Source organism: Clostridium isatidis, assembly GCF_002285495.1.
GTDB classification, from domain to species: Bacteria; Bacillota; Clostridia; order Clostridiales; family Clostridiaceae; genus Clostridium; species Clostridium isatidis.
Genome location: NZ_CP016786.1, coordinates 2,224,758 through 2,243,192, shown reverse-complemented (window position 1 = coordinate 2,243,192; position 18,435 = coordinate 2,224,758). Strand labels below are relative to the sequence as shown.

Annotated in this window: 20 protein-coding genes; 17 read left to right on the top strand and 3 right to left on the bottom strand. The window is 32.5% G+C overall.

The window, feature by feature from the left end; all coding sequences use genetic code 11:
• Positions 1 to 22: 22 nt before the first annotated feature.
• A complete protein-coding gene (locus tag BEN51_RS10570) occupies positions 23 to 2,509 on the top strand; it encodes a DEAD/DEAH box helicase family protein (RefSeq protein ID WP_236906204.1) in 2,487 nt (828 codons plus the stop codon).
• A gap of 205 nt (positions 2,510 to 2,714) precedes the next feature.
• Here BEN51_RS10570 and lpdD read toward each other — a convergent pair whose 3' ends face one another.
• Positions 2,715 to 3,083 (bottom strand): prenylated flavin chaperone LpdD, encoded by a 369-nt coding sequence (lpdD, locus tag BEN51_RS10565; protein WP_119866030.1) that lies wholly within the window; start codon positions 3,081 to 3,083, stop codon positions 2,715 to 2,717.
• Between the two features lie 105 nt (positions 3,084 to 3,188).
• Here lpdD and BEN51_RS10560 point away from each other — a divergent pair, with 105 nt between their 5' ends.
• The 7 genes from BEN51_RS10560 (at position 3,189) to BEN51_RS10530 (ending at position 9,341) form a co-directional block, all read left to right on the top strand.
• Positions 3,189 to 5,006, top strand: coding sequence for a menaquinone biosynthesis decarboxylase (locus BEN51_RS10560; protein WP_119866029.1), 1,818 nt, complete (start codon positions 3,189 to 3,191; stop codon positions 5,004 to 5,006).
• Entirely contained in the window at positions 4,993 to 5,871 is an 879-nt protein-coding gene (locus BEN51_RS10555) for a 4-hydroxybenzoate octaprenyltransferase (RefSeq protein ID WP_119866028.1), read from the top strand. The genes BEN51_RS10560 and BEN51_RS10555 overlap by 14 nt, the downstream gene beginning before the upstream one ends.
• A gap of 9 nt (positions 5,872 to 5,880) precedes the next feature.
• The gene (locus BEN51_RS10550; protein ID WP_119866027.1) at positions 5,881 to 6,471 is read left to right on the top strand and encodes a UbiX family flavin prenyltransferase; all 591 of its coding nucleotides are present in this window, start codon (positions 5,881 to 5,883) and stop codon (positions 6,469 to 6,471) included.
• A complete protein-coding gene (locus BEN51_RS10545; protein ID WP_119866026.1) occupies positions 6,461 to 7,414 on the top strand; it encodes an ABC transporter substrate-binding protein in 954 nt (317 codons plus the stop codon). Before BEN51_RS10550 ends, BEN51_RS10545 begins: the two co-directional genes overlap by 11 nt.
• A 21-nt stretch (positions 7,415 to 7,435) precedes the next feature.
• On the top strand, positions 7,436 to 8,194 hold the full coding sequence (locus BEN51_RS10540) for an ABC transporter ATP-binding protein (RefSeq protein ID WP_119866025.1): 759 nt from the start codon (positions 7,436 to 7,438) through the stop codon (positions 8,192 to 8,194).
• On the top strand, positions 8,191 to 8,940 hold the full coding sequence (locus tag BEN51_RS10535; protein ID WP_119866024.1) for an ABC transporter permease: 750 nt from the start codon (positions 8,191 to 8,193) through the stop codon (positions 8,938 to 8,940). Before BEN51_RS10540 ends, BEN51_RS10535 begins: the two co-directional genes overlap by 4 nt.
• Positions 8,941 to 9,128: 188 nt before the next feature.
• Entirely contained in the window at positions 9,129 to 9,341 is a 213-nt protein-coding gene (locus tag BEN51_RS10530) for a hypothetical protein (RefSeq protein ID WP_119866023.1), read from the top strand.
• Positions 9,342 to 9,475: 134 nt separating this feature from the next.
• Here BEN51_RS10530 and BEN51_RS14150 read toward each other — a convergent pair whose 3' ends face one another.
• Complete coding sequence (locus BEN51_RS14150; protein ID WP_164704108.1) at positions 9,476 to 9,682, bottom strand: hypothetical protein; 207 nt, start codon at positions 9,680 to 9,682, stop codon at positions 9,476 to 9,478.
• 231 nt (positions 9,683 to 9,913) lie between these two features.
• Here BEN51_RS14150 and BEN51_RS10520 point away from each other — a divergent pair, with 231 nt between their 5' ends.
• From BEN51_RS10520 to BEN51_RS10495, 7 genes are all read left to right on the top strand, one after another.
• The gene (locus tag BEN51_RS10520) at positions 9,914 to 10,447 is read left to right on the top strand and encodes a UBA domain-containing protein (RefSeq protein WP_119866022.1); all 534 of its coding nucleotides are present in this window, start codon (positions 9,914 to 9,916) and stop codon (positions 10,445 to 10,447) included.
• A 59-nt stretch (positions 10,448 to 10,506) separates the two neighbouring features.
• Entirely contained in the window at positions 10,507 to 10,680 is a 174-nt protein-coding gene (locus BEN51_RS10515) for a hypothetical protein (RefSeq protein WP_119866021.1), read from the top strand.
• An 11-nt stretch (positions 10,681 to 10,691) separates the two neighbouring features.
• Positions 10,692 to 10,781 (top strand): AAA family ATPase, encoded by a 90-nt coding sequence (locus BEN51_RS14040; RefSeq protein ID WP_236906203.1) that lies wholly within the window; start codon positions 10,692 to 10,694, stop codon positions 10,779 to 10,781.
• A gap of 351 nt (positions 10,782 to 11,132) precedes the next feature.
• Complete coding sequence (locus BEN51_RS10510) at positions 11,133 to 11,678, top strand: UBA domain-containing protein (RefSeq protein WP_119866020.1); 546 nt, start codon at positions 11,133 to 11,135, stop codon at positions 11,676 to 11,678.
• A complete protein-coding gene (locus tag BEN51_RS10505; protein ID WP_119866019.1) occupies positions 11,671 to 12,351 on the top strand; it encodes a response regulator transcription factor in 681 nt (226 codons plus the stop codon). Before BEN51_RS10510 ends, BEN51_RS10505 begins: the two co-directional genes overlap by 8 nt.
• Positions 12,344 to 13,597 (top strand): sensor histidine kinase, encoded by a 1,254-nt coding sequence (locus BEN51_RS10500; RefSeq protein ID WP_119866018.1) that lies wholly within the window; start codon positions 12,344 to 12,346, stop codon positions 13,595 to 13,597. Before BEN51_RS10505 ends, BEN51_RS10500 begins: the two co-directional genes overlap by 8 nt.
• 366 nt (positions 13,598 to 13,963) lie before the next feature.
• Positions 13,964 to 14,278, top strand: coding sequence for a hypothetical protein (locus BEN51_RS10495; protein WP_119866017.1), 315 nt, complete (start codon positions 13,964 to 13,966; stop codon positions 14,276 to 14,278).
• Between the two features lie 116 nt (positions 14,279 to 14,394).
• Here BEN51_RS10495 and guaC read toward each other — a convergent pair whose 3' ends face one another.
• A complete protein-coding gene (guaC, locus tag BEN51_RS10490) occupies positions 14,395 to 15,378 on the bottom strand; it encodes a GMP reductase (RefSeq protein WP_119866016.1) in 984 nt (327 codons plus the stop codon).
• Positions 15,379 to 15,788: 410 nt separating this feature from the next.
• Between guaC and BEN51_RS10485 the strand changes: the two genes are divergently transcribed.
• Together BEN51_RS10485 and BEN51_RS10480 are read left to right on the top strand one after the other, a co-directional pair.
• Positions 15,789 to 17,486, top strand: a complete 1,698-nt coding sequence (locus BEN51_RS10485) for a methyl-accepting chemotaxis protein (RefSeq protein WP_119866015.1) — start codon at positions 15,789 to 15,791, stop codon at positions 17,484 to 17,486.
• A 223-nt stretch (positions 17,487 to 17,709) separates the two neighbouring features.
• Positions 17,710 to 18,417 (top strand): M15 family metallopeptidase, encoded by a 708-nt coding sequence (locus tag BEN51_RS10480; protein WP_119866014.1) that lies wholly within the window; start codon positions 17,710 to 17,712, stop codon positions 18,415 to 18,417.
• Positions 18,418 to 18,435: the final 18 nt, after the last annotated feature.

Sequence of the window (18,435 nt, the reverse complement as noted above, 5' to 3'; positions counted from 1 at the left end):
TTACTTAAAAAGGTGAGAGATTGTGAAGGCTGTTAAGGATATAAAAATAAAAGAACAATTAGATATAAATATAAAGGCTCCAATATTTATTGAGAGCCCTAATGCAATAACTGGAGACAAGAATTTTCTATATTACAGTTTAAAGGAAAGCATAAAAAAGGCAGAAGCAATTGACATCATTGTATCCTTCCTAATGGAATCAGGAGTAAAGCTTATTTTAGAGGACTTAAAGGAAGCTGTTTCAAGGGGAGTTAAAATTAGAATTTTAACAGGAAACTATTTAAGAATAACTGAACCTTCAGCCTTATACCTTCTTAAGGGGGAACTAGGAGATAAGATTGATTTAAGGTTTTATAATGTCCCAAGTAAGTCCTTTCACCCTAAATCCTATATCTTTCATAATCAAGAGGACAGTGAAATTTACCTAGGATCTTCCAATCTATCAAGAGGAGCCTTAACAGCTTCCATTGAGTGGAATTATAGATTTCTAAAGTCCCAAAATCCAAAGGATTTTAATGTTTTCTATAAGACCTTTGAGGACTTATTTTATAATCATTCCCAAGTAATTGACGAAGAAGTTATGAAGGAATATTCAAGGACTTGGAAAAGGCCTAAAGTTTATAAGGACCTAGAGGAAGAAGAAGCTTTTAAGGAAAATAAGCTGCTCGAACTATTTGAGCCTAGGGGAGCCCAGCTTGAAGCCCTATATGCTCTAGAAAACTGCCGTAAGGAAGGTTATGATAAGGCTCTGGTTGTAGCTGCAACAGGAGTTGGCAAAACCTATTTGGCAGCCTTTGATTCAAGGAAATATAACAGAATTTTATTTGTTGCCCATAGGGAAGAAATAATTAAGCAGGCAGCAGAAAGTTTTAAAAATGTTAGAAAGAGCCAGGATATTGGTTTCTTTTATAGTGATACAAAAGATAAATATAAGTCCATGATTTTTGCCCTGGTTCAGACTTTAGGAAAGGCTGAATACTTAAAGGAAAGCTATTTTAGCAGGGACTACTTTGATTACATAATAATAGATGAGTTTCATCATGCAGTCTCAAAAAATTATAGAAATATTATAGAATATTTTAGGCCTAAATTCCTGCTGGGATTAACAGCAACTCCAGAAAGACTAGATTCTAAAGATGTCTTTGCCCTTTGTGATTACAATACTGTTTATGAAGTTAGGCTTACTGATGCCATAAACAAGGGCTATCTGGTTCCCTTTAGATACTATGGCATATATGATGAAACGGTAAACTATGATAATGTGGAATACAAAAATGGGAAATATAATGATAAGGACTTAGAAAAATCCCTAATGATTAATAAGAGGGCAGAATTAATCTTAAATCATTATAAAAAATATTCTTCCAAAAGAGCCCTAGGCTTCTGCAGCTCAAAAAATCATGCTGAATACATGGCAGAATATTTCTGCAAAAATGGAGTAGGAGCAGCAGCAGTATACAGTGGAGAAAAAGGGAAATATTCAGAAAACAGGACTGATGCCATAAATAAATTAACTAAGGGTGAATTAAAAGTAATCTTCTCTGTTGATATGTTTAATGAGGGCTTAGATATTCCTTCAATTGATATGGTTATGTTTTTAAGACCAACAGAGTCTCCAACAGTATTTTTGCAGCAGCTAGGCAGGGGACTAAGAAAGTACAAGGACAAAAAATACTTAAATGCACTAGACTTTATAGGAAACTATAAAAAAGCAGATTTGCTTCCCTTTTTATTAAGCGGCAAGGAATATTCATCAAAAGAAGCCAAAAGGGGAAGCTTTAGGGAAGAGGACTATCCAGAAGACTGCCTGGTGGAATTTGACTTTAGGCTGATAGATCTATTTAAAAGATTAGCTTCTAAGGAAAGGCAGACTAAGGAGAAGATAAAAGAGGCCTTAAGGGAAGAATATTTAAGAATTAAGGAAGAACTGGCTTACAGGCCAAGCAGGCTTGATTTCTTTAGAAATTTAGATGATGAAATTTATTCAATAGTAAAAAGCAAGGCAGATTTGAATCCCTTTAATAATTATCTGAAGTTTCTAAAGGAAAATAATGAATTAACTAAAGAGGAAGAAGGTCTTTATAATACAAGGGGCAGGGAATTTATTAATATGATAGAAACTACCAGCATGAGTAAAAGTTACAAGATGCCTATTTTTCTTGCCTTTTATAACAAGGGCAAGCCAAAGATGGAGATTGATGAAGAAGAGGTATATCAAAGCTTCTATGAATTTTACCATAAGGGTTCTAATAAAGTTGATATGCTAAGGCATAAATCAACAGCTGACTTTGAAAGCTGGGATAGAAAAAGATATATTAAATTAGCCAAGGATAATCCAATTAAATTTTTATTAGATACTCATGGAGATTTCTTTAAAATTAAAGAAGGAGCCCTAATTGCCCTTCATGATGATATGAAGGATATTATTAAGGATAAGGCCTTTATAGATCATATGAAAGATGCCATAAATCTAAGAATTGATAAATACTACAAGGAAAGAAAATTATAATAAAAAATGAATTATATATTATAAAAAAGAAAACGCTTTAATAAATGACTTTCAAACATTTATTAAAGCATTTTTTTAAAAATAAGTATATAAAACTCAAATTTTCTTTCATCATTATCGTTATTTATATTGAATTTTACATAAATAGGTTTAAAATAAAATATGGACTATTTTTTAACAAGGATTAAAGGAAAATTATATAAAATTAGGATAATTTACTAATTAATTCATCAGTTAAATCAGATATAAGCAGGTTTATTGCTTCTATATCTTCTAAAGTTATATTGTCATAATGGATGCCGCAGCTTACAACTACTGTAGAGTTAAGGTTTTTTGACAAAACTTTGGCAAGCCTTTGAACGATAACATCTTCCTTATGGCCTGTTATTGTTAAAAGAGAAACGGAAGAACTTATTTTATTTTTATCTTCAAGGCTGGGACGGGGAATTCCAAGAGCAATGGCACCAATGTGGGGAAGATCTCCACCATAAATTGATACATTAAGGTCCTTTCCCATAAAAAGAGCTGTCAAAGTAATTTCTTTATTTTTAAATTGTTTAGTTAAGTTTATCATTTTGGTCCTCCTGTAGGATTAATTAGATCTTTATAAACAACAGATAAAAACAATATATAACTTTACAAAAGAAGCGTCAATATTTTTAAATTTTAGGGGGATAATATGTCTTTTAAAGATTTACAATCATTTATAAAAGAATTAGAAAGGAAGGGGGAGCTGGTCAGGGTAAAAGTTGAAGTAGACCCAGAGCTGGAAATAACAGAGATAACAGACAGAGTGTCTAAAAGCTATGGCAAGGCTCTTCTTTTTGAGAAGGTTAAGGGCTCAAAATATCCAGTCCTTATAAATGCCATGGGAACCTATGAAAGAATGGCTATGGCTCTAGGAGTTAAAAGCCTAAATGACATGGGAGATGTTATAAATGACCTTATGGATATGAGCAGCTACATGGGAGTAGTTAAGGCAGTTAAATCTATCCCAAAGCTTACTAGAATGGCCTCTGTTTTTCCTATAAAGCTGCCAATAAAGGGAGCCTGTCAGGAAGTTATAAATCATGATCCAGATTTAAATGAGCTTCCTATTATAAAGTGCTGGCCAGAAGATGGAGGAAAATTCTTAACTCTTCCTTTAGTAATAACCAAGGACCCAGAGACAGGGATACAAAACATGGGCATGTACAGAATGCAGGTCTATGATAAAAATACAACAGGAATGCACTGGCACTGGCATAAGGATGGAAGGGAAATCTATGAGCAGTACAGAAAGCTGGGAGGAAAGATGCCAATATCAGTAGCTCTTGGCTGTGATCCAGCTATTACCTATGCAGCTACAGCACCTCTTCCAAAGATGATTGATGAAATGATGTTTGCAGGCTTTTTAAGAAAAATGCCAGTAAATATGGTTAAGTCAATAACAAATGATATTTATGTCCCTGCAGATGCAGAATTTATTATAGAGGGCTATGTGGATGTAAATGAGCCTTTAAGAGTAGAAGGACCTTTTGGAGATCATACAGGTTATTATTCCTTAGAAGATGATTATCCAGTATTCCATGTAACCTGCATAACTCACAAAAAGAAGCCTGTATACCCAACAACAATAGTAGGTAAGCCTCCTATGGAAGACTGTTATATGGGTAAGGCAACAGAAAGAATTTTCTTACCATTGTTTAAGATGATAAATCCAGAAATTATAGATATAAACTTTCCTCTAGAAGGAGTTTTCCATAGCTGTGTTATTATCTCAATAGATAAGAAATATCCAGGCCATGCTAATAAGGTTATAAATTCTGTATGGGGTATGGGACAAATGATGTACACCAAGATGGTTATAGTTGTAGATAAGGATGTTGACCCTCAAGACACAGAAGCAGTAGCCTATAATTTATTTAATAATATGGAGCCTCAAAGGGATATTGTAATAACTGAAGGACCTTTAGATGCCCTAGACCATGCATCAAACACCCCTCTATATGGAAGCAGGGTAGGAATAGATGCAACAAGAAAATGGGATATAGAACTTCAAGCTAGGGAAGTTAAAAAGGAAGAAGTTACAGCAGAAAGAAAAGAAGAGGCAAAGAAGCTCTTAGAAGATTTAAAAGATAAGGGCGGAATACTAGACTTTAACCTACCTTATAAGGAAGACCTTACAAAGTGTATCTTAGTATCAATAGATAAGACTGAAGCTTGGCAGGCTAAAAAAGTGATAAATTCTATTGAAGAAAAGCTAAAGGAAGTAAAATTAATTGCAGTTTTTGATAAGGAAATAGACCCTAATAATCTATCTATTGTGGCATGGAAGCTCTTTAACAATATTGATGCCAAGAGGGATTTAATAATAAAGGAAGGCACAGTTGGAGTAGATGCAACAAGAAAACTAGCCAGCGAAGGACATACAAGACCTTGGCCAAAGGATATAGAAATGAGCCAGGAAATGAAGGAATACGTAGACAGAAGGTGGCAGGAATATGGAATTGACTAAATTAAAGAAGATAAGAAATAAAATATTTGATTATGGAACCCTGGTTATGTTTTCCCATACTATCTTCTCCTTATCCTTTGCCCTAATTTCCATGCTTATAGCAGGGAACAATAGGCTTGATTTTAGAACTATCTTTTGGATAATTGTAGCCTTCTTAGGAGCAAGAACAGGGGCTAATGCCATAAACAGGGTTATAGATGCCAAGATAGATGCAAAAAATCCAAGAACAGCAACAAGACAGCTTCCTCAAGGCTTAATGAAGCCAAAGGAAGTAATAGTATTTTCAGCAGCATGCTTTGCAGTAATGGTCTTTGCAGCAGCAAAGCTTAATACAATATGCTTAGTATTATCACCAATTGCCTTATTTTTAATGATTATATATTCCTATACCAAGAGGTTTACCTGGGCCTGCCATATAGTCCTAGGAGTAACTTCAGCAGCAGCCCCAGTAGGAGCCTGGCTTGCAGTTACAGGCAAAATAAGCTGGATTCCTCTTGTAATGGGAGCTGCAAATACTGTCTGGGTAGCAGGCTTTGACATAATCTATGGGGCTCAGGACTATGATTTTGATACTAAAAATGGCATTCATTCAATTCCAGCAAGCTTTGGGGTGAAAAATGCCCTCCTTATTGCAAGGATCTTTCATGCTATAGCCCTTATAAGCTTATTCATAGTGGGTCTTTTAACTCCAGTTCTGGGAACAATATATTACATAGGTTTAGCGGTAATAACTGTATTATTTATAATTCAGCATAGCATGGTCAGCCCAGATAACCTAACAAATGTTAAAGTGGCATCTTACAATGTAAATCAGGTTATAAGCATTGTTTTCCTAATAACTGGTTTACTTGACTGCCTGCTTTAGGAGGATATTATGAAAAAGATAGTAGTAGGAATAACAGGAGCCAGCGGCAGCATATATGCTAAAAGGCTTATAGAAGTATTAGTTAAGGAAGGAATTCAAGTTAATGTGGTAGCCACAGACAAGGGAAGGCAGGTCTTTGCCTTTGAACTTGGCATTTCCTTAAAAAATTGGATAGAGGAATTAAAATTAAAATATGAAAATATTGTCCTTGAAAATAACAATAATATGTTTTCAGGAGTAGCCAGCGGTTCCAATAAATATGATGCAGTAATAATACTGCCATGCTCCATGGGAACCTTGGCAGAAATAAGTAATGGCTTATCCAGAAGTTTATTAACCAGGGCTGCAGATGTAGCCCTAAAGGAAGGTAGAAAACTAATATTAGTACCAAGGGAAACTCCCCTAAACACAATACACTTAGAAAATATGTGCAGATTATCTAAGATGGGAGTTGGAATAATTCCTGCCATGCCAGGTTTTTACCACCACCCGGAGAGTATTGAGGACATAGTGGATTTCCTAGTAGGGAAAATATTAGATTATCTAAATATAGAAAATAATTTATTTAAGAAATGGAAGGATACAGAATATGAAGATTAAAAGATTAATTGCAACAATTATGACTTTATCAATGTTTGGTGTAATGGCTGGATGTTCTGCAAGTGCTAATAAAGAAGCAGAAACAAGCGAAATGAAAAAATTAAGCTTTGGTGCCATGAGTTCAATTGATATAGTGCCAATAGTAATAGCTCAAGAAAAAGGCTATTTTGAAGAAGAAGGCCTAGACTTAGACTTTCAATTATTCACAGCAGCAAAGGATAGAGATGCTGCCCTTCAAGCTGGTGCTTTAGATGGATTAATAGCTGATGAAATAGCAATATCAATTTATCAAAATTTAGGTATCGATATGAAGATAACTGGACAAACAAATGGAGCTTGGACTTTAGTTGTTGGAAAAGATTCAGGAATTGAAAACTTAAGCGGCCTAAAGAATAAGAAGATGGCTATATCAGAAAACACAATGATAGACTATTTATCTGACTATATAGCAACTGAAAATGGAGTAAGTGCTGATGAAATAGAAAAGGTAGCAATTCCAGCAATGCCAGCAAGACTTGAAGCCTTAAAAAATAAGCAGGTAGATGCAGCAATCTTACCAGCACCATTTGATGATACAGCTGTAGCTGATGGAGGAAAGGCTCTAGCTAAGATTGACAATGCTGATATCACAATTTCAGCCTTTGGCTTTACTCAAGAAGAAATAGATACAAATGGAGATGCTATAAAGGCCTTCTTTGCTGGATACAATAAGGCAGTAGAATATATGCAAAATACAGATATAAAAGAATATGAAGATGTTTTAATTGAAACTGTTGGATACTCTGAAGATACAAGAGGAAACATAGTTCTTCCAGAACTTAAGTTAAACTATCTTCCAAAGGTTGAGAATGTACAAGCTGTCTTTGACTGGTCAAAGAAGAAGGGAATAATAGACAAGGATCTAAAGGCAGAAGATGTAATTGTAGATACTTTTGTAAAATAGTTAGTTTAAGAGGGAGATTTTATGATACAGATAAGGAATTTATCTGTCTTCTATGAATCTAAAAATGAAAAAGTTAAGGCCCTAGGACCTATAAATATTGACATAGAATCAGAGGATATATGTGCAATTATAGGTCCCTCAGGCTGTGGAAAGACAACTTTATTAAAGGTACTAGCAGGAATAATAAAGAAATATGAGGGGGAAGTTCTTCTAAAATCAGAAAAACTTAACCCTCATATTCATAATATAGGCCTAATTCCGCAAAACTTTGGACTTTTGCCATGGAAGACAGTAGAAAAAAACTGCATTTTACCATTAAAGATAAAGAAGATTAATACAAAGGATAAGGAAATTCAAGATAAGATGGATGCCATGATGAAGCGTCTAGGGATCTATGACTTAAAAAATAGATATCCTAGGGAATTAAGTGGGGGACAAAAACAGAGGGTTTCTATAGTGAGAAGTTTTTTGTCCAAGCCAGATCTGCTTCTTATGGATGAGCCTTTTTCAGCCCTTGATGCAATAATAAGGGAAGAGGCACAGGAGTTATTTTTGGAAATATGGAATGAAAACAAGAATAATACCTTTATTGTAACCCACAGCATAGACGAGGCCCTATATATGGGAAGGAAGATTATAGTTGTATCAAACACTCCAGGACAGATAATTGAAGTTATAGATAACAAGCTCTTTAATAACAAAAATTATAAGGAAGATGAGGACTATTCCAAAATATTTTCCCATATAAAATCCCTAGTGAAGGGTGGGATTAAGGAATGAAAAAATTTAAAAGGCTTTTAGGCTTTATTGAAGGATTTTTAATGGTAAACCTTCTTTGGTTTATAGGAGCTAAACTTATGAATTCAAGGATTCTTCCAAATCCACTAGAGATATATAAGAATCTTCCTGAGCTTTTTAAGAAGGACCTTGCAGGGCATGTAGGGGCAAGCCTTTATAGGGTTGGCTGGGGCTTACTAATAGCCTTTGTTATAGGAATTTTAATAGGTCTTATTATGGGCTATTCAGATAAGATGAATAAGTTTTTAAATCCCCTTATTTATTTTTCCTATCCAGTTCCTAAAATGGCCCTGCTGCCAATAGTAATGACCTTGTTTGGACTTGGGGACTTGTCAAAGATAATAATGATAGTTTTAATAACAGTCTTTCCAATAATAGTTTCTGTAAGAGATTCAATTATTAATGTGGGAAAGGAAAATTATAATGTTTTAACCAGCCTTGGAGCAAGCAGGCTGCAGTTATTTATCCATGTAACCTTGCCTTCCATAGTTCCAGATATCTTAACCAACATAAGACTATCCCTAGGAACAGCCTTTTCAATTTTATTCTTTTCAGAAGGCTATGGAACAAGTGAAGGTCTAGGTTACTTTATTCAGGATTCCTGGTCTAGAATTAATTACATAGATCTTTATTCAGGAATTCTAGTTCTAAGCATCTTAGGGCTTGTGTTATTTATTCTTTTAGACCTAATTGAGGGCCTTGCCTGTAGATGGAATAGGGAAGGGTAGTTAGGATTTTACTAATTTACATCAATAAATAATTCTGATAAGCTTTAATTACAATTAGATAGATTTGATCGAGCTCTGGAAACCTTAGAGGCCCAGGGCCTTTTTTATATTTAATTAAATTTCCAAATATAGAAAAGACGGAACTTCCAATATATTTCGGCTTAATCGGTACCCCTGATATAAGCAAAGTGAAAATTATTGAGAAAAAAAGAAATATAGAAGCCGAAGCGAAAATAATTGATGCTAATGATGCAAGAATATATCTTGTATATATGAATAAATTCGAGGGGTCAGATTTTGAAATCATAGGGATCTCAGCAGAGGGTAAAGAATTAACAAAGATAGATGACAATATATCTCCATATTATGCAGAGCAGAAAGCATTTAAGGCTTATGAATAATACCTTAAGACTTATAGTTTTAATTAATTACGAAAATCTAATCTTTTTAAATAATATGTTATAATTAAATTATTACATGAGTCATTAGTTTCCTTAATAGCTAATAAATTATAAATTTACCTAAAGGGAGAAAACTATCTTATGAAAAAAATTATAATTATAGGCAGTCCTGGTGCTGGGAAAAGTACCTTTGCAAGGGCTTTAAGTAAAAAGACTGAAATTCCTATCTTGAAGTCTGTCTTGAGGGGATAGCTTCCCGTATAGGAAAAGTAAGGGAAGATTTTCCTTGGATAGAGGAGGAGCTTCACCCTGAGTTCCTGAAATTTGTGAAGGACTTTCATAAGGAATATCTGCCAGAGATATACCTTTTACTTAAGAAATATCAAGACAAGGATATAACAATATTTAAAAGCCGCCAGGAAGCAGAGGAATATTTAAAAAGTTTAAAATAAATAAGTATTTAATTTTTTAATCTAATTTTAATCTTTCTTATATTTTAGATTAATCTTCCATCTATATTATAAAAGCATGATAAGTGATTAAAAAAATTAATTAAATGGAGGGTTAATCAAATGGAAAGAAATGAAATGATAGAAATTTTAATTGAAAAGACTAAGGTAACTCGTGAGGAGGCAGTAGAGGCATTAGAAAAAACTGATTGGGATCTTCTTGAAGCTATAATATACTTAGAAAGAAATGCAAAAGTAGAAAATACTGAAACTACTAAAATAATAGAAGTTAAGGCAGAAGGACAATACCAAGGAGATAATAATTCTAATAAGGAAAGTTATGGTGGATTAGGAACTATCCTTGGCAGAATAGCTAGAGGCATTGCTAAATTCATCAGGAAGGCAAATACAAACTTCTTTGAAATTAGAAAGGACAATGAAAGACCAATAAGAATACCTTTAATAATAGCAGCGCTTTTATTAATATTCTTATCAGTACCAACAGTAATTTTATTAATAGTTGGATTATTCTGTGGATATAAATATTCATTAAGTGGACCAAATATAAACTGTGACAAAGTAAATGATGTATTTAAAAAAGTATCAGAAACAGCAGATAATGTAAAAAGAGACTTTAAAGAAAGCTATGAAGAATAATGTAGAATGGAGATTTTCTCCATTCTACTTTCTAGTATTTATTTAAGGGGTGAAGAGTAATGGGAGAAAATAAGAATAATAAGGCTATAAAATCAACAGTTAAAAATGGAATTTCCTTTGGTTCATGCTTAGCAATGATTATTTCTTATACTGCATGGAAGTCAATTCCTTGGGCTATTTTCCATGGTTTATTAAGCTGGGTATATGTAATTTATTATTGGGTTAAATACTAAGGGGTAGAAGCATGAAAAATATTATCTTTATAAATGGAACAATGGGAGTAGGCAAAACAGCAACAAGCAAAGAATTACAAAGGACATTGAAGATGGAATAAGGAAGAAGGATGTTATTGAAAGAAGCCTGGCAAGATTAAAAAATTATATTGAAATGGATACAGAGAAAATTGATGTAACTAATATCTCTGTTAAAGAAGCAGCTGAATTGATAGCTAAGGGTATCAAAAAACTGCACACTACTAACTCCAAACTCCTAACTGAATACAAACTCCACACTACTAACTCTTAACTCCTAACTGAATATACACTCCAAACTCCACACTACTAACTACTAACTGAAAAGTGCTTAATATTGTAGAAACTACCTAGTAGTTTCAACCTAAACTGCACACTCCACACTAACAACTATAAACTGAAAAGTCTCTCAGACTTTTCTTTTGGGGGTTTTTATGGATAAACTTAAATTAATAAATAAATTAAGAGAAAAAGCAAATATAAGTTATGAGGAAGCAAAAATTGCTTTAGAAAATAACAATTGGGATATGCTAGATGCCTTGTTATATTTAGAAGAACAAGGGAAGCTTCCAAAGCCTTCAATAAGTATTTTTTATACTAATGAGGCAAGGCCTAATCTAGAAATCCAGGAAGTTAAGGGCGGTAATGAATATAATTATCAAGGTCCAAGGGCTTCTCAAGGTTTCTTTGAGCATGTATGCAGGTTTATAGACAGCTGTAATAATATTTTCTTTGAAATAAGAAGATTTGATAAGCTTGCCTTAAAGCTTCCTTTAACAGTTGTTACTATCCTTACAATTTTTATGTTTTGGATTGTTATTCCAACAGCTATAATCAGTTTATTTATGGATGTAGAATTCTATCTATCTACAAATAAGCTTAATATAAATTTAAAGGAAGTTAATAAAGTATTAAAAAGAGCTTCTGACTATGCAAAGGATATAAAAGAAAAATTCATAAGGGTGAGAAAGCATGACTAAGATTTTAATAGTTGAAGATGAGGAAAAATTAGCTAGATTTATTGAGCTTGAGTTAAAACATGAAGGCTATGAGCTAGTTAAAGCCAATAACGGAAGAACTGGCCTTGAAATTGCAGAAAAGGGAGATGTAGATTTAATTCTTCTTGATATAATGCTGCCAGAAATAAATGGGCTGGAAGTTTTAAGAAGAATTAGGAGGAATTCCAACATTCCAATTATTATGCTTACTGCCAGAGATGCAGTGATGGATAAGGTATCAGGCCTAGATGCAGGGGCAGATGATTATATCACTAAGCCCTTTGCCATAGAAGAATTACTTGCAAGAATAAGAACAGCCCTTAAAAAGAGAATAGTAACAGTAAAGAAGGATGAAGACATATTAAGATGTGGTGAGTTAGCTTTAGATAAACTAAGACACAAGGTAACCTATGCTGATAAAGAAATAGAACTTACCAACAGGGAGTTTACCTTATTACAGGTACTATTAGAAAATAAGAATATTGTTTTAAGCAGGGATGTCCTTATGGAAAAGGTATGTGGCTATGACTATATTGGGGAAACCAACGTAATAGATGTTTATGTAAGATATTTAAGAACCAAAATAGATGATCTTTTCAAGGTGAAAATAATAACAACAGTCCGAGGTGTGGGGTACGTAATTAAAGATGAGTAAGAAAAAGAAGAATAAAAATGTTACATCCATTGCAATAAAACTAAATTCAAGTTTCGTAAGAAATTTATTTTACAAATTTATAGTCATAGATATAGCTATAGTTGGAGCTTTAATTGTATTATGGTGCATTGAAAGTGAAATTAGCTTCTATGGAGAGTTTGTTAAATTTGCTCAAAGATCTTTTAATTTTTATCCAATAGAAACTGCCACTTACAAGGTTATATGGGATGATGGAAAAGTTCTAGTAAAGGATGCAGTTTCCTTTTTAAATCTTTTACTGAAGGCAATTGAATTTGTAGGCATTCTAGAGGGCTTTATGCTTATTAGCCAGATTCTCTTTGGTACTGCCAAAAATAGAAGGATTTTAAAACCTCTTAATGAAATGGCAGAAGCTGCAAGCAGACTTAGTGATATGGCCCTTAATGAAGAGAAATTCCAAAGCCTTGAAGATGCTATATCAAGAATCAGTCCAGATGCCTATGGAGAAAGAATTCGCATAGGGGATAGTGAGCTTCAAGGATTGGAAGAGGCAATAAATAATCTGTTAGATAGAATGAGGGAAGCTAATAGGCAGCAATTAAGATTTGTTTCTGATGCCTCCCATGAATTAAGAACCCCTATTTCAGTAATCCAAGGCTATGCCAATATGTTAGACCGCTGGGGAAAAGATGATCCTGAAGTATTAGAAGAATCAATAACTGCTATAAAGACTGAAGCTGAAAACATGAAGAACCTAGTGGAGCAGTTATTATTCCTAGCTAGAGGAATAAATGGCAAAACAGAGCTTAAGGCAACAGAGTTTTCCCTTAATGATATGATGAAGGAATTATTAGAAGAATATATGATGATAGATAAGGATCACATATACACATATGCAGCTTCAGAAAATATAACCGCCTATGGAGATACAGCCTTACTTAAGCAGGCAGCTAGAATATTGATTGATAATGCTGCAAAATATACAGACAAGGGTGAAGAAATAATCCTAAGGGTAGGTAAGAGCAGTAATAATGAAGCTTTTTTCTCTATTCAAGACCATGGAATAGGAATAGACGAAAAAGATATACCCCATATTTTTGAACGTTTTTTCAGGGCAGATACAGCTAGAGTAAGAAAGGATGGAGGTACAGGACTGGGCCTTTCCATAGCAAAATGGATTGTAGACAGCCATAAAGGCTACTTCAGCGTCTTAAGCAGGAAGGAAATAGGAACGAGGATAACAGTATTTTTACCTAGTGAACAATAAATAAAGATTGCGAAGCACTTTTTATTAGTGCGCAGTGTACAGTTCACAGTGTACAGTTTAGGAAATAATTCAGCTTAAGCTGAATTATAAATATTATAATTTCTAAAAGAGCTTATAGAAATATAATTTTAGAAACTACGCAGTAGTTTAATCCTTAACTGTGAACTGCACCTTGTGAACTGTAAACTAGTTAATAGGTTATGGGCGTGTAAATTAACTATTTTAATTATACCTTTCATCAGTTCACTTTTTTCTTATTATCTTCAGTTAATTGATTAAATGCAATTTCTCTAATATCTTTCTTTAAAATTTTTAATAGCATAATTTTAGGATTTATTTTGGCGATAAAGCAAGGGGGAATAGGATATGAGAAGATGTTTAAAGTGTAAAAGTAAATTTAGTCCTAGAGCCAGGATTAAAACTCTTTTAGATAAAAATAAAACTCTAGAATGTGAGAATTGTAGTTCAAAATATTTTCAAGATCTGTTTCAAGTTAAGATAGTTTTTTTGATTTCGGCATTAGTATATATAATATTCGATAGTAAATTAACTTCAATTTTAGCTAAATGGATTTATAGCGATTTAATAAATCAATTGATAACTCTTTTAGCTGGTGCAATATGGATGATATTTTGTGTTTATGTATCTCAATTTTTTCTAAGGTTTAAGAGGTATGAATAGTGTTATATAATTTATATAAATTTTCAGAAACTAAGCAGTAGTTTCATCCTAAATTTTGCACTTTGCATTTTGAACTGTGAATTAAAAAAAGAAAGGTGTATCACACCTTTCTTTTTTTAATATATTCTGTCTCCATTAAATATGGAATTCTTAACAATTACATAATCAACAGTTCTTATTGCATCTAATTTTTTGCCTCCAGCATAGGAAATAGAAGATTGAAGATCTTGTTCCATTTCTATTAAAGTATCCTTTAAGGAACCTTTATATTCAACGAACATTCTCTTTCCTTCAACATTTTTTCTTTCTCCCTTTTGGAATTCGGAAGCAGAACCAAAGTATTCCTTATAAAGCTTTCCTTTCTTTTCAATAGTTACACCTGGAGATTCTTCATGTCCAGCAAAAAGGGAACCTATCATAACCATGGAAGCACCAAATCTAATGGATTTAGCTATATCTCCATGAGTACGGATACCGCCGTCTGCAATAATTGGCTTAGTGGCAGCTTTTGCACACCAGCGTAGGGCAGCTAATTGCCAGCCGCCTGTTCCAAAGCCAGTTTTAATTTTAGTTATACATACCTTTCCTGGTCCGATACCTACCTTAGTTGCATCTGCGCCAGCATTTTCTAGTTCCCTAACTGCTTCTGGAGTTCCTACATTTCCTGCAATTACAAAGCTATTTGGTAAGTGTTTCTTTATATGTTGAATCATATTTATAACTGAATTAGAGTGTCCATGAGCAATATCAATTGTTATATATTCAGGTTCAAGATTTTCCTTTGCTAATTCTTCAATAAATTTATACTCTTCTGGCTTAACCCCAACGCTAATAGAGGCGAACAATCCTTTTGATTTCATATCTTTGATAAAGTCTATTCTTGTTTCTGGTTTGAAACGGTGCATTATGTAAAAATATCCGTTTTCAGCTAAAAAGCTTGCGATTTTCTCATCTATAATAGTCTGCATATTTGCTGGAACTACAGGAAGTTTAAAGCTTCTTCCTCCAAAGTTTATAGATGTATCGCACTCAGAACGACTGTTTACTATACATTTGTTTGGTATTAGTTGAATGTCTTCATAATCAAATACGTTATCCATTATCATACTCCTATATGCGAATATTTTTTATTGAAATTAAATTATAGTTCGTATACAAGGATTATTATACATAGATTTTATAAATATGTCAAAGATATTTAATTCTTTTTATACATATGACTTATTATAACCAAGTAAATTTCCTTTATTAAAATAATCATAGCTTTTATTTAGAATTTGTAGTAGTTTTTTCCTTCGGTAGAATAATGCTAGAAATTTATAGAATTTATGATAAAATAATAAAGGGTATTTAATGATAATTATTATTAAATAAAAATAATATTCAAGAGCTTTAAGAACAATTAGGCTCTTGTATAAGTTTGTAGGAGAAAAATATCTAAAAACTTAGAAACTTAAGTTAATAATAATTAGTATTTTTATCAGATATTTAATAGAATAGGTGGGAGCTTATGATTAGTAAATTTAAAAATATAAAGTTATCAAAAGGTGTTTTTTTTATATCATTATTAGCAGTTGTATTTGCAGTTGTTATAGGTTTTGTAGGAGATTTTACCATAAGTCAAATTAATGAAAATATAAAGGTTATGTATACTGAAAGTGTAGATCCTTTGTCAATTGGAGTAGGTATTAGGGGCGAATTCGCCAATATGAGAATTGAAGCCCATAAGGAAATGTATAAGCATGATACTAGTTACAATGCCGGCATAGCTAAGCATAATGAAAATATTCAAAAATACCTTCAGAAATTTAATAGTGCCTTTAAGGATAGTGAAGATTTAAAAGATATAAATGATTTTAAGGCAAATTATGAAGAATACTTAAAGTATTGGGATAAGATAGACAAAGATTTAGCTGCTGGAAAAGAGGTTTCTGAAGAAGATTATAATAATCTGGCAGCGGTTGCAGTAAAGGCAGAAGAAGCCTTATTTAAATTAAAGACTTATAATGTTGAAAAGGCATCAAGCCTTTATATTGAAAGTGATAGTCTTTATACTAGATCAAGAGTAACTTTTTTAGCTATAATAGGAGCAATAATTCTTGTATTTTCTTTATTCTCTTATCAATTTATTAGAATAATTAAACTTGCTTCAAAAGATATGCATGATAAATTAGAAGTTTTAGCAACAGGAGACTTTACAGTTGATTTAGAAACAAAGGACAATAATGAATTTGCTTTATTGAAGAGAAGTTTATCAAAAACAATAAAGGAAATATCAGCCGTTATAAGAAAGGTTAAAGAAGTTTCAGATGATATAGATCTTAAGGCAGAAACTTTAGCAAGTACAGCAGAAGAAATGTCAGTATCTTCAGGAAATGTTTCAATTGCAATAGAAGAAGTAACAAAAGGTACAACCTCCCAAAGTGAAGATTTAATAGAAATAACTACTGTAGTTGCTAATTTTGGAGAACAAATTAATGAAATTATTGAATTAATTCAAGGAGTTGAAAAATCTTCAGAAACTGTTGGAACTATGGCATCTGATAGTAATAGGAGCATGCAGGCATTAGTAGATGCAATAAATCAAATAAGGGAATCCTTTAAGGGAGTTATTATTCAGTTTAATAACTTAGGTGAAAAGATTAATAATATAAGTGAAATGACAGATTTAATAAACAAAATTGCTGAACAAACTAATCTTCTAGCCTTAAATGCATCAATAGAAGCAGCAAGGGCAGGGGAACAAGGCAGGGGCTTTGCAGTAGTTGCAGAAGAAATAAGAAAACTAGCAGAGCAATCTAAAACTTCTTCCGATAATATATCTGCCTTAGTTAGTGATACAGAAAAGAGTAAAGATTCAATGATAGAAAAAACTAAAGTTATGAGTAATGAATTAAATGAGCAAATAACTGTAGTTAACAATGCAATAAATTCCTTTGAAAGAATTGTAGCTTCTATAAATGATATAGTACCAAAAATTCAGTTAGTAAATTCGTCTGCCAATTTCATTGGTTCAAATAAGGAATTTATATTAAATAATATTGAACAAGCCTCTGCGACATCAGAAGAAATTTCAGCCTCAGCAGAAGAAATTATGGCTTCTTCAGAAGAAATGGCTGCTGCTACAGAAGAAGTAGCTGCTACAGCCCAAGAGTTAAGCAACATGACCAAGGGTTTAAGAAATAGAATAAATAAATTTAAATTATAATATATAATTAAAATTTAAAAGACCAGTAAATAACTGGTCTTTTTTTGTAATAAATTAAGATTGCTGACGAACTTAAATTATCTTTCTACTAATTACTCCTAAGAAAAACATAGCTTAATAAAAATATAATTTTAACTTAAGATTTCGTAAGAAATTTTTATAAGACTTGTAAGCTCTAGCTTCTAAGATTTATATAAAGAGATTTAGAAGAGGAGCAATTATTATGAAAAGGAAAATAAGAAAAATAATTATACTTATTATAATAGCTGTTATTTTTTACTTTATATTAAATAATATAATTCCCTTAAATAAGGGGACAGAGCTTTATGATGGCATAGTTAAGGTAAATAATTCTAATGAATATACAAAGGAAGAACTAGAAAAGGAAGTAAATTTAGTATTAGTTAATAAAAACTATGGATTAAGTAAAGACTATAAACCAAAAGAGTTAGTTATACCAGATATTTTATTTACAAGTGATATAAGCCGAGAAGAAAAACATGTGGATAAAAGGATTGTAGAAGACTTAGAAAATTTAATAAATTCAGCTAGAAAAGAAGGTATAATATTATTAGGAAACTCTGGATACAGATCCTATGAAACTCAAAATAAAATTTATAAAAAAAGAGTTAAATCAGAAGGAGAAGAAATGGCAGAAGCCTATGTAGCAAAGCCAGGCTTTAGTGAGCATCAAACAGGCTTAGCCATTGATATCACCAATGAAGAAAATTTTTTAACTCAGGGTTCAAGGGAAGCAATTTGGCTTGAAGAAAATTGTCATAAGTTTGGATTTATTATAAGATATCCTTATGGAAAGGAAGATATTACAGGAATAGCCTATGAGCCTTGGCATATTAGGTATGTTGGTAAGGAAGCAGCTAAATATATATATGAGAATAATATCACCTTAGAAGAATATTTAGGCCTTTAGGCTATATGGGAGGTTACA